This is a genomic window from Magnetospirillum moscoviense (assembly GCF_001650635.1).
GTDB classification, from domain to species: domain Bacteria; phylum Pseudomonadota; class Alphaproteobacteria; order Rhodospirillales; family Magnetospirillaceae; genus Magnetospirillum; species Magnetospirillum moscoviense.
In genome coordinates, this window is sequence record NZ_LWQU01000194.1 from 1 (window position 1) to 10739 (window position 10739).

A 10739-nucleotide genomic window follows, 5' to 3' on the forward strand; every position below is an offset into this window, starting at 1 on the left:
ACCAGCCTCGCTGTACGCCTCGCCGACACCCCAAGAAAGCGAAAACGCCAAGTGTGTGCGCTATGTTAACGCCTATGCCCCTCGACCGCCCCCCTCAGCCAAAAAAGCCTCGCCCACCCACAAAACCGCTGACATTAACAAAACATTAACATATACTTGTGCGCATCTTGATGTGGGAGGGTGCGATGGGGGTCGCGAAGCGTAAAGTCACTGAACCCGAGGATGACGGCCTGGCCGCGGCGATGGCCCGGCTTGAGGCGTTGGCCGCCGAAATGGGCGAACAGCCCGAGCGGGACGGACCGACCCGTACGGTCGAGCAGGCGCTAAAGCTTTTGGGCATCGACCTGCCCGAGGATGATCAGTAACCCTGCCACGCTGACAGACCGTTTGCCGGGCGTCGATTGGGCGCTTAAACTCGGGCTCTGAACCGACCTGGGGGTAACCGGTCCATGCGGCGCATCGCCCGGATCATTGCTGGCGTCTCGATCGTGGTGGCCACCTCGGCGGTGGTGCTGCCGCTGACCATCGACCTGGACAAGGTCCAACGCCGCTCGGCCGAGCGGCTGTCGCGGCTGCTGGGCAGCCCGGTCACCTTCACCGAGCCGTTGCGCCTGCATCTTTTGCCGATTCCGATCCTGACCACCGGCCGGGTGCTGGTCGGCGATCCGGAAGCGCCCGCCGCCCAGATCGGGGGCATCACCTCGCGCTTGGCGGTCGCCCCCTTGCTGGCCGGCCTGGTCGAACCGGCCGAGCTGACCCTGGAACGCCCGGCGTTCCGCCTGCCCGGCGGCCAGGCGCAAATCGACACCATCACCCTGGTCCGTCAGACCTTCAGTCCGCTGGTCACCGGCGAGGCCCGCTGGGGCGCCCATGTCGCGACCTTTGCCGGTTCCGTCGCCGGCGACGACGGCACCGGCGCGGCCAATTTGTCGCTGCGCCTGCCCAGTGCCGGCGGCGCGCTGGATTTCGCCGGCAAGATCAGCCCGCTGGCGACAGCCCGGGGATTGACCGGGCGCCTGACCATCGTCGCCGCCGATCTGGCCCCCTTGGGCGGGCCGCCCAACATGCCGCTGAATTTCGAGGCCAACCTGGCGGCCGGCGGCGGCGAGATCAGCCTGTCGGACGTCAAGGGCCGGATCGGCGCCACCCGGATCGAAGGCGGCCTGGCCGCCGCCCACGGCGATCCGGTGGTGATCGATGTCACCGCCAAGATCGCAGATCTCGACCTCGATTTGTGGGCCGCGCCCGCGCCCACGCCCGCCATCGCGCCCGCCGAACCCGTGGCCGACAAGCCGGCGGCTGAACCCCTGCCCGCGTCACCCGGTGCCCCGGCGGCGCCGTCGCTTTTGGGGCCGGCCGCCGAGGCCGCGCCGATGCCGCGATTGTCGTTGCCGACCGGCATCTTCGCCAATCTGGCCATCGCGATCGACGGTTTGCGGTGGAAGGGGCAGTCGCTGGCCCACGCCAGGTTCGAGGCGACGCTGGAGCAAGGCGCGGTCCTGGTGCGCGAAGCCAGCGTGTCCCGCGTCGATGGCAGCCGCCTGGCGGTCGAGGGGTCGTTGACCACGCCCGACGGCGCGCCGCGTTTCGCAGGCCTGGTCAAGTTCGCCGCCGACAAGCGCACCGCCACCGCACGGCTGTCGGCGAGTTGGCCCGACATCGCCTTCGACGATATCGTCGTCCATGCCGGCAACCGCTTGATTCGGGGCCGCCTGGCGCTGCGGGCCGGCCAGCCGACGGCGATGCAAGGCAAGGCCGATATCGGCGGCATCGGTCCGATTTCGGCTTCGGGCCTGGTTACCCCGGTCAGCAGCGGCGTGGACATCCAATCCTTGCGGCTGTCGTGGCGCGGCCTTGACCTGACCGGGCGGCTGGCCGCGTCCTTCGCCGGCCCGAGCCCACGCATCGACGCCGATCTGGCCACCGACTTCCTGGATATCGACCAGTTGACCGCGCCCCGCAAAAGCGGCGCATTGAATCCGGGCACGCCCCTGGTGCCACCAACCCTGGCCCTGCCGCCCTTGATCGTGCCGGCAGCAGCGCGCAGCCCCGCGCCGCCGCGTTCAAGCCCGTGGAGCACGGACCCCATCGACCTGTCGGCCTTGCAGGCGGCGGACGGGCAAGTGTCGCTGTCGGCCAGGACCCTGGCGATCCAGGGGCTGCGCCTGGACGGCGCCAAGGCCCGGCTGTCGGTCGATAACGGCACCGCCCTGCTGGAAAGCCTGACCGGCCAATTATGGAGCGGCACCTTCGCCGCCAGCGGCCGCCTGTCCGGGGCGACCCAGCCCAACCTGACCGGCCAATGGTCGCTGAACGGCGCCAATGCCGGCGCCATCGGGCTGGGAGTAGGCGACGTCAAGGTCACCGATGGCCGGGTCGATGCCCAGGCCCGCTTCACCACCTGGGGCCGCACGACCCAGGACATGGCGGGCCGGCTGGCCGGAGACGGCCGCATGACCGTCACCGACGGCATCGTCTCGGGCGTGGATTTGCCGGCAATTCATCGCCGTCTGGCCGACATCGGATCGCTGGGCAATATCGGCGCCCTGCTGCAATCGGGCCTGGCCGGCGGCAAGACCCGGTTCTCGTCGCTGGCCGGCACCATGCAGGCCAAGGATGGCGTCGCCGTCACCCGCGACCTCAAACTGACCGCCGAAGGGGGCTCGGCCGCCGTTGATTCTTCGGTCGATCTGCCGCGCTGGACCACCGACACGGCGGTATCCTTGCGCATCGGCGAGGGCGCTGCCCCGCCCCTGGTGGTGCGGCTGGAAGGCCCGATCGACAATCCCCGCAAGCTGATCGACGCCAACGCCATCCAGCGCTATCTGGTGGAAAAGGGCCTGGGCCGCGCCTTGCGCAAGGGGGGCGAGGAAAGCGGCGAAAAGCCGTCGGGCAAGCGCATCTTGCAGGAATTGTTCAAGGGCCTGGGCGGGCGTTAGCTTCGCGAGGAAAAGTCCCTCGGCTTCGCCTCGGTGTACTTTTCCCCGATTCTGTTTGGAAACCCCGTGCTCAAGCAAGCTTTCCGCGCGGGCTTGGTTTGTTTTCCCGCCATGAGGCGAGCGCGGCTCGCCTCATGGCGGCTGTTAAACGCGAAAAATAGGCGTAGGGCCGCCCCAAGCCTATTTTTCTCTTTTTGAATCAACGTGTAAAAGTACACTGAGCGAAGCGAAGGACTTTTACACGGGCAACACGCTAGCTTCGCGCTTTTTCTTCCCAGCCGCCGCGTTCGGTCTGCTGGTAATAGACCAGTTCGTGCCCGGCTTCCTTCCACGCCTTCCAGCGGCCGCGCGCCGCCGCCACCGCCTGCTCGTCGGTGCCGTCGAACAGATCCAGGCACCGGCTGAAGCCGGCCAGGGTGGCGGGCACCACCCCGTCGCACAGCACCAGCACCGTGGCGCCGTTGGGGTTCTCGTCGCAATCGGTCAGCCACACCGGCTGGTGGGCCGGCTCGCCGTCGGCGCGGCTGCCGTGCGGCAACCAGCTGTCCTCGGCATAGGTCCACAGCAGGGCGTTCAGATCCTCGACCCGTTCGGCACTGCCGGCCATCACCACCGCGCGCATGCCCGCCGTCACCGCCTTGTCCAACAGGCGCGGCAAGGCCTGTTCCAAGGGCAGCCGGAGCAGGTGATAAAAGCCGATCTGGGCCATGGAATCCTCGGGCTGCGGGTCAGAAGGCCGGCGGTGGCGGCAGCAAGGCCAGGGTGCCCCAGACCAGGAGGCCGCACAAGACCAGAGCCACCAGTGCCATTGCCGAACTGGCGAAGCGGATGCCGGCGATGTCGGTCGGCACCTCCTTGGTGCCGGTGACCATGGCGCGGACCAGATCGTCCTTCTTGACGAAACGATAGAAGAAAACCGCGGCTAGATGCAGGGCGACGAAGGCCAGCAGCACCCAATAACCCAGCCGGTGCAGCTTCGAGGCCAGCTTGACCGAGGCCGACGACACCAGATGGGCCAAGGGCCCGTTGGCGGCGATGTCGTCGGTGGTGAACAGCCCGGTGGCGGTCTGGGCCAGCAGCAATCCCAGCAAGGCCAGCACCGAATAGGCCCCCAGCGGGTTGTGACCGATCGAACGCGCCGTGCCGGCGCGGGCGGCGGCCAGATAGGCCAAGGCCGCCCCGGGTCCCTTGACGAACTGAGTGAAGCGGGCCGTCGGACTGCCGATCACCCCCCACACCAGGCGGAACAGCACCAGGGCCAGCAGCGCCGGCCCCAGGGTCAGGTGGATCGCGGCGCGCCCGGCCAGGCCGCTGGCCAGCATCACCACCACCAACCCCACCAAAGCCCAGTGAAACAGGCGGGTCGGCAGGTCCCAGACCGGGACGTGATGGGTGGCTTGACGATGCTCCATGAGCGGTCTCCGTCGGTTGATAGGTCACAATGTACGGGGCGACGGTGACATTGCAACCGATCCACGCTACTTTGCCGGTCTCCGCCACCGCCTCCCTTGTGCCCGATGACCCAGAACCGCCCTGTCGCGCTGTCCCTGCTCGGTTTTGCCGTCGCCCTGGCGGCCGTTGGGCTGGCCTTGTCGCTGAGCGCCGAGGACGAGCGCCGCGTCGAGGTGCTGCCGCAACCGGTGGCACAGATGGCGCAGCCGTCCCCCGAGCGCCATACCGTCATGGTCGAGGTGGTGCGGATCGGCGAGAGGGGCGACACCGTCATCGCCGGCCGCGCCGACCCCATGGCCGACATCCAGGTCGAGTTGACCGGAACCGCCATCGGCACGGTGCTGGCCGATTCCCGCGGCGAGTGGGTGTTCGTCCCCACCGCGCCGATCCCCGAAGGATTGCAGGTGTTGACCTTGGCCGATAGGGCGGGCGGCCCGCCCAGCCGCGTGTTGACGGTGATTTCCAGCCATCACGGCCAGCCGGCCCGGACCATCCTGGTCCCGCCGAACGATCGGCTGCGCGTGCTGTCCGGAAGTTCCCGCCAGGACTTCGCCGCCCTGGCGCTCGAGCGCACCCCAACCGGTTCCGTCACCATCGCCGGCCGGGCCGAGCCCGGGAAAGGCGTTCAGGCCTGGTTCGGCAAAGGCCTGGCCGGCCGCACCCAGGCCGATCCCGATGGCGATTGGCGCCTCGACCTGGCCAATTCCGCCGAGCCTTTGGTCCGCGTCGAGACGGTCGATGCCAAGGGCAAAAGCCAGGTCCGCCTGGATCTGCCGGTGCCGCCGCCGGGACAGATCGGCGCGCCTCAATCGATCACGGTGCAGGGTTCGCTTGGCTGGCGGGTGGCCTTCCCCGACGGACGGATCATCGATGTGGTGGACGCCAGTGCGGCGCGTTAAGGCTGACCGGGACCGAAAAGTCTTGACCGCCGCTGCCGGCGGGTCCACATCGATCCGCTTCCGCTGTATCCAAGGTGTGTTCGTGCCGTGACCGCTGCCCGTGAACTTTCCTCCCTGGTCCTGGCCTCGGCCTCGCCGCGCCGGCTGGACCTGCTGCGCCAGATCGGACTGATCCCCGGCACCGTCGATCCAGCCGACCTGGACGAAACGCCGCTGAAGGGCGAATTGCCGCTGCCGCACGCCCAGCGCCTGGCCGGCGCCAAGGCCGCCCTGGTGGCGGCTCGCCATCCCGGCCGCTTCATCCTGGCCGCCGACACCGTGGTCGCCTGCGGCCGGCGCATCCTGCCCAAAACTGAAGACGAGCGCACCGCCCGGCGCTGCCTGGACCTGTTGTCGGGCCGGCGCCACCGGGTCCAGGGCGGCCTGGCCCTGCTTGGCCCCGACGGCACCCTTCGCGCCCGGGTGGTCACCACCATCGTTACCTTCAAGCGCCTGGACCACCACGAGATCGATGCCTATCTGGCCAGCGGCGAATGGCACGGCAAGGCCGGCGGCTACGCCATCCAGGGCCGCGCTGCCGCCTTCGTCCGGGCACTTTCGGGCTCTTATTCCAACGTCGTCGGCCTGCCCCTGTTCGAGACCGCGCAATTGCTGAAGGGGGCTGGCCTCGATGTCGACTGAGATCCTTTATTCGTGGGGCCCGGGGGAATCGCGGCTGGCGGTGGTGCGCGACGGCCGCCTGGTCGACCTGGCGGTGGTCCGCCCCGGCAGCCTGGCCGGCGCGGTGTTCCTGGGGCGGGTCGCCGAACTGGCCCCCAAGATGGGCGCCGCCTTCGTCGATATCGGCCAGGATCGCCCTGCCTTCCTGCAGGGCGTCAAGGGCCTGACCCAGGGCCAGGCGGTGCTGGTCCAAGTCAAGGCCGACGCCCATGGCGAGAAGGGCGCGACCCTGACCCCCGACATCAGCCTGACCGGCCGCTTCCTGACCTTCGCCCCCACCCGGCCCGGCCTGGTGGTGTCGCGCAAGCTGGGCGAGGACCGCGCCCGGCGCCTGGCCGAGCGGCTGCAGGCCATCGTCGCCGAAGCCGAAGGGGTCAGCGCCCGGCCGCAGGCGGCCAACGCCTCGGACGATTACCTGGCCGCCGATCTGACCTCGTTGCGGGCCGAGTGGGAGGCGATCCTGGCCGGCCGCGCCGCCGGCAAGGCCCCTGCCCTGCTGTGGCGGCCCGATGCGCTGACCCGTCTGCTGGCCGACCATGCCGCCATCGCCCGCATCGTCATCGACGACGACGAGACCGCCGCCCAGGCCCGCGCCCGCCATGGCAGCGTGGTCGAGCGCCACACCGGCCCCGAGCCGGTGCTGGCCGCAATCGAGGACGCGCTGGAAGCGGCCTTGGCCCCGGTGGTGCACCTGGCCTGCGGCGGCCGCGTCGCCATCGAGACCACCGCTGCCCTGACCGCCATCGACGTCGATTCCGGCCCGGCCGACCCGGCCGAGGCCAACACCCAGGCGGTGCCGGTGATCGCCCGCCAGATCCGCCTGCGCAACATCGCCGGCCAGATGGTGGTGGATTTCGTTTCGGGCGGCGGCAAGGGCGCGTTGAACCGCTTGGTCGCGCAATTGAAGCAGGCGGTGTCGGGCGACCCGGTCGCCACCCATGTCATCGGCATCACGCCCTTGGGGCTGGTGGAAATGACCCGCGAGCGCAAGGGCCCGTCGCTGTTCGACCTGATGAACGAGCGCCATGTCGGTCCGTCGGTCGAGGCCCAGGCCTTCGCCGCCCTGCGCTTCGCGCTGGCCCAGGCCGCCCATCAGCCCGGCCCGGCCCTGACGCTGACGGTTTCGCCGGCTATCGCCGGGCAACTGGCAGCGCGGGCGCAGGCGGTAGCCGAGGCCCAGGCCCGGCTGGGCCGCAAATTGAATGTGGCGGCCCAGGCTGGCCGGACCAACAGCGACTGGACGCTGGAGGTGGCGCGATGACCGACGCCACCCTTCCGCCGGGCCCGGCCAACCGCAACAAGCCCTGCCCGGTGTGCGGCCGCGCTCCCGAGCCCAAGTTCCACCCGTTCTGCTCGGCCCGCTGCACCGACGTCGACCTTCACCGCTGGCTGGGCGGCGTGTACCGGGTCGAGACCAACGAAAAACCCGACGACGACCTTGATTCAGGCGTTTGACAGCGCCGATGAAACCCGATATAAGCGCCCTCTCTTCGCCGCTGGCGAGGACGCCCAGGTAGCTCAGTTGGTAGAGCATGCGACTGAAAATCGCAGTGTCGCTGGTTCGATTCCGGCCCTGGGCACCATTATTACCTTGTATATCAAGGCTTTAACGCCCCGCCAGAAGCGGGGCGTTTTTGCGTTTTGGGGCTTGCCCCAGCGTTGCCCCAAGAAACGACTACTTCCGGTGCCAATGCGGTGTGGCGAAAGCTGAACCGATCCAACGGGTTGTCGGTGCCGTCTACGGCAGTATTCGCTGCTTGGCGCGCCCGGCCTGTCTGTGCAGGCAGTTAGATAAATACCTCCATAACCACTGGAGGTCGCACATGCGCGTACATCATCTCACCGAACAAGACTCCGAACACATTGAACACGCTATCCGCTTGGTGGCAGTGCCAATCCGGTGCCGTTGCCTGGTGCCGGTCGCGAAAGATCGCTATGAGCATTTCACCAGCAAGCTGGCCGTGCGGGTCAATGGCCTGCTGATCGGAGACGCAGAAATCAACGTTATCTGCTATATGGAAGATGGCCGCTATGCCCAGGTGGTGTTTACAGGCACCGTCGCCATCTTCAGCACCGGCATCCTCCCCGCCATCGAGGCTGCTCGCCTTCCCGAGATCGAGTTTTCGGGTTGGGTGCAAGGGCTTGCTCGGGAACTGAAAGTGGAGATTGCCGGGGAGGTGGTAATGCTCACGCCGCTCGGCGGCAAAATCTTCAGCCTTATCGGTTCCCGTCATTAATTAGGCAAGCCGGGCTTCGATCTCGATGCGCTCATTCCAAGGCACTTCGATCTCGATAGTGGGTAAACCCTGATCTCGGAACACCGCCAGTGTTTCCAGGCCGGCCATCACGGTGATCTTGGCCCTGCCTTCTGCCACCTCGTCATCCGGCGTCAAGCATGCCACCGGCCGGTCGGCCGTTCCGTCCACCATAAATTCGGCCAGCTTGTCACAGTAGAGGTACCGGTGATGCGCCTGAAACTGCCAGGGCAGCCGGTCGTCTGAATGTCCATCCGTGCCGATGTGGAAGGGATAGCCATCGGGGCGGATCATCGCGTCCAGAGATGCGACATCGACCGTTATCGCCGTAAATCTTCGGTCACAGGTGGTGGGCTTAAACTTCATCATGCAATTCTCCTTTGCCTGCATACGCCTATTTATGCAGGCACTCGTCATGCACGATCCGGTCTATGACCAAACCTGACACCACGCGCACTGCTTGCGCTTGATGGGCGGCCTTTGCCCTGCCATCATGCGCACCTGCGTGATGCCGACTTGTGACTTGGGGGAGAGTGGGGTGATGACGGAAGCGTTCTTCGAGCGGCCGATCCTCAACTCTCCGTACAAGTACCCTGGCCGTCACTGGGAACTGGTTGACGGCCAACCGACGAATCTCATCATCGACCGTCGCAGGCCGTCTGATCTGATCACCCCGGTCCCCAAGGGCAAGAAGCAGAAAGCGGCTGCCAAGGCCCAGGCGGAGATGATTCTCGATTCGGGCGACGGCCTGTCCACCGCCGAGCAGGAATACAACGCCACCTGGGTGGTCAACGAGATCAGGGGACATGTCGATGCATGGCGTCGGCTCCCCAATCCCGACCAGTGGCAGGTCACGCCGGAAACCGCCCGGCTGCTTCAGCATTGGCGTCACCATGAATTTCAGGGTGTCCGGCCATTCTTTTGCCAGATCGAGGCGGTTGAAACCGTCATTTGGTTGACCGAGGTCGCGCCCAAGCACGGCAAGAAATTTGAACGCTACTGGGACTTCATCAACCGCTCGAACCGCGAGTTCAACGGCGACCTGATGCGCCTGGCGCTAAAGCTGGCCACCGGCTCGGGCAAAACCACGGTCATGGCGATGCTGATCGCCTGGCAAACCGTCAACGCCGTTCGACATCCGAACAGCAAGAGCTATTCCCGTGCGTTTCTGCTCGTTGCGCCTGGCATCACCATCCGTGACCGCCTGCGCGTGCTGATGCCCAACGACCCCGAAAGCTACTACCGGCACCGTGAGTTGGTCCCCAACGACATGTTGGCCGACATCGACCGCGCCAAGATCGTCATCACCAACTACCACGCCTTCAAGCTGCGGGAACGTCTCGACGTGTCCAAGGGAACGCGCGCGGCCCTGGAGGGGTGGCGCAAGGAAAAGCTCCAGACCCTTGAGAGTGAAGGTCAGATGGTCCAGCGGGTCATGGGCGACCTCATGGGCATGAAGAACGTGGTGGTGCTGAACGACGAAGCCCACCACTGCTACCGCGAGAAGCCCCAGAACGAAGACATCGCGGACCTCAAGGTCTACGACACCATCATCAACAAGACGCCACTGAGTTACCGCACCAACCGGATCATCGGCGGGCACGCGCCGTCCGCGTATCTGAGCAAGCTTGAGAGCGGTGCGGCCGTCGAACCGGATGCACTGAACGAAAGCTTGCGCAGCCATTGTATCGATCCGGCCTTGCTGCGCGCCGACGATTTTAAAGCCTTCATGGCCGACCGCGAAAAGCGGCTGCTGACGCTGATCGCCAAGGCAACCGGGCATCAGATCGTCGGCGCCGACGCGACGCCGGAAGAGGGCGAGGACGCATCAGAACAGGTACTCCAAGACACCGGCATGGTCCCGGCGGTCGCGGAATAAGGGGACGAGAGAGGCTATGGCGAACAAGGAAATCGGCGTCGAGACGCTCACCCACAAGGCGGCGAAGCGTACCAACATCCCGACAGCCGAGTTGGAATCGGTGATGGCGAAGGAGGACAAGTCGCCTGTCCGCGTCGCCTTTGATCGCAGAAATCGCGACCTCGATCCCCAACTGGTCTGGCGGGGTAAGGACGAGCAGGACTGGTCCGACCTGATCGTGGCAGCGCCGCCAATGTACATTCAGGAAAAGGTCCACCCCAAGGTGCTGATCGAAGACCTGAAGCGCGAGACTAAGGCGCGGACCAGGCAGACTGTCAGCACCACCATGGACCTGTTCTCAGACTTCAATGGGCTGCCTGACAAGGAGGCGGCCACCGAGTTCTATCAGCACGATATCAACTGGAACAACCGCCTGATACTAGGCGATTCCCTGTCGGTGATGGCGTCCCTGGCAGAACGCGAAGGCATGCGCGGCAAGGTCCAGTGCATCTATTTCGACCCGCCCTACGGCATCAAGTTCATGTGTGGACGGCCCCTGCGTTGCAAGGAGATTTTCACGCAATCACGCCCCGGTCGGGTGCAGTCATGTGTCCGG

Annotated in this window: 10 protein-coding genes, 1 tRNA gene and 2 pseudogenes; 10 read left to right on the plus strand and 3 right to left on the minus strand. The window is 66.5% G+C overall.

The genetic code is table 11. The features are described from left to right. The first annotated feature begins 185 nt into the window (after positions 1-185). The gene (locus A6A05_RS18405; protein ID WP_156521143.1) at positions 186-365 is read left to right on the plus strand and encodes a hypothetical protein; all 180 of its coding nucleotides are present in this window, start codon (positions 186-188) and stop codon (positions 363-365) included. Positions 366-449: 84 nt separating this feature from the next. Then, positions 450-2939 carry an AsmA family protein gene (locus tag A6A05_RS18410; protein WP_068504412.1) on the plus strand — a complete coding sequence of 830 codons (2490 nt, stop codon included), beginning with the start codon at positions 450-452 and terminating at the stop codon, positions 2937-2939. 253 nt (positions 2940-3192) lie between these two features. Here A6A05_RS18410 and A6A05_RS18415 read toward each other — a convergent pair whose 3' ends face one another. Together A6A05_RS18415 and A6A05_RS18420 are read right to left on the minus strand one after the other, a co-directional pair. Next, positions 3193-3648: a DNA polymerase III subunit chi gene (locus tag A6A05_RS18415; protein WP_068504414.1), complete on the minus strand. Its 456-nt coding sequence runs from the start codon at positions 3646-3648 to the stop codon at positions 3193-3195. 19 nt (positions 3649-3667) lie between these two features. After that, the gene (locus tag A6A05_RS18420) at positions 3668-4351 is read right to left on the minus strand and encodes a cytochrome b/b6 domain-containing protein (RefSeq protein WP_068504417.1); all 684 of its coding nucleotides are present in this window, start codon (positions 4349-4351) and stop codon (positions 3668-3670) included. A 105-nt stretch (positions 4352-4456) separates the two neighbouring features. On the opposite strand from A6A05_RS18420, the gene A6A05_RS18425 reads away from it, so the two are divergent. From A6A05_RS18425 to A6A05_RS18450, 6 genes are all read left to right on the plus strand, one after another. Continuing rightward, positions 4457-5290, plus strand: a complete 834-nt coding sequence (locus tag A6A05_RS18425; RefSeq protein ID WP_068504419.1) for a hypothetical protein — start codon at positions 4457-4459, stop codon at positions 5288-5290. 87 nt (positions 5291-5377) lie between these two features. Next, on the plus strand, positions 5378-5971 hold the full coding sequence (locus A6A05_RS18430) for a Maf family protein (protein ID WP_068504421.1): 594 nt from the start codon (positions 5378-5380) through the stop codon (positions 5969-5971). Beyond that, entirely contained in the window at positions 5961-7271 is a 1311-nt protein-coding gene (locus A6A05_RS18435) for a ribonuclease E/G (RefSeq protein WP_068504423.1), read from the plus strand. Before A6A05_RS18430 ends, A6A05_RS18435 begins: the two co-directional genes overlap by 11 nt. Then, positions 7268-7465 carry a DNA gyrase inhibitor YacG gene (locus A6A05_RS18440; protein WP_068504425.1) on the plus strand — a complete coding sequence of 66 codons (198 nt, stop codon included), beginning with the start codon at positions 7268-7270 and terminating at the stop codon, positions 7463-7465. The genes A6A05_RS18435 and A6A05_RS18440 overlap by 4 nt, the downstream gene beginning before the upstream one ends. A 52-nt stretch (positions 7466-7517) precedes the next feature. Then, a tRNA-Phe gene (locus tag A6A05_RS18445) sits at positions 7518-7593 on the plus strand. Between the two features lie 240 nt (positions 7594-7833). Continuing rightward, complete coding sequence (locus A6A05_RS18450) at positions 7834-8247, plus strand: hypothetical protein (protein WP_156521144.1); 414 nt, start codon at positions 7834-7836, stop codon at positions 8245-8247. Here the strand turns inward: A6A05_RS18450 and A6A05_RS18455 are convergent, their stop codons facing one another. Beyond that, positions 8248-8634, minus strand: a complete 387-nt coding sequence (locus A6A05_RS18455) for a hypothetical protein (protein ID WP_156521145.1) — start codon at positions 8632-8634, stop codon at positions 8248-8250. Positions 8635-8806: 172 nt separating this feature from the next. Here A6A05_RS18455 and A6A05_RS18460 point away from each other — a divergent pair. Then, positions 8807-9811: pseudogene (locus A6A05_RS18460) on the plus strand (DEAD/DEAH box helicase family protein); the annotation flags it as partial. Positions 9812-10160: 349 nt separating this feature from the next. Beyond that, positions 10161-10739 (plus strand): annotated as a pseudogene (locus tag A6A05_RS18465) (hypothetical protein); the annotation flags it as partial.

Excerpts from the sequence above, each read along its gene's own strand:
- A6A05_RS18415 (WP_068504414.1), bottom strand. The coding sequence starts at position 3,648 with ATGGCCCAGATCGGCTTTTATCACCTGCTCCGGCTGCCCTTGGAACAG.
- A6A05_RS18425 (WP_068504419.1), top strand. The coding sequence starts at position 4,457 with ATGACCCAGAACCGCCCTGTCGCGCTGTCCCTGCTCGGTTTTGCCGTC.
- A6A05_RS18450 (WP_156521144.1), top strand. The coding sequence starts at position 7,834 with ATGCGCGTACATCATCTCACCGAACAAGACTCCGAACACATTGAACAC.
- A6A05_RS18410 (WP_068504412.1), top strand. The coding sequence starts at position 450 with ATGCGGCGCATCGCCCGGATCATTGCTGGCGTCTCGATCGTGGTGGCC.
- A6A05_RS18405 (WP_156521143.1), top strand. The coding sequence starts at position 186 with ATGGGGGTCGCGAAGCGTAAAGTCACTGAACCCGAGGATGACGGCCTG.
- A6A05_RS18440 (WP_068504425.1), top strand. The coding sequence starts at position 7,268 with ATGACCGACGCCACCCTTCCGCCGGGCCCGGCCAACCGCAACAAGCCC.
- A6A05_RS18420 (WP_068504417.1), bottom strand. The coding sequence starts at position 4,351 with ATGGAGCATCGTCAAGCCACCCATCACGTCCCGGTCTGGGACCTGCCG.
- A6A05_RS18435 (WP_068504423.1), top strand. The coding sequence starts at position 5,961 with ATGTCGACTGAGATCCTTTATTCGTGGGGCCCGGGGGAATCGCGGCTG.
- A6A05_RS18455 (WP_156521145.1), bottom strand. The coding sequence starts at position 8,634 with ATGATGAAGTTTAAGCCCACCACCTGTGACCGAAGATTTACGGCGATA.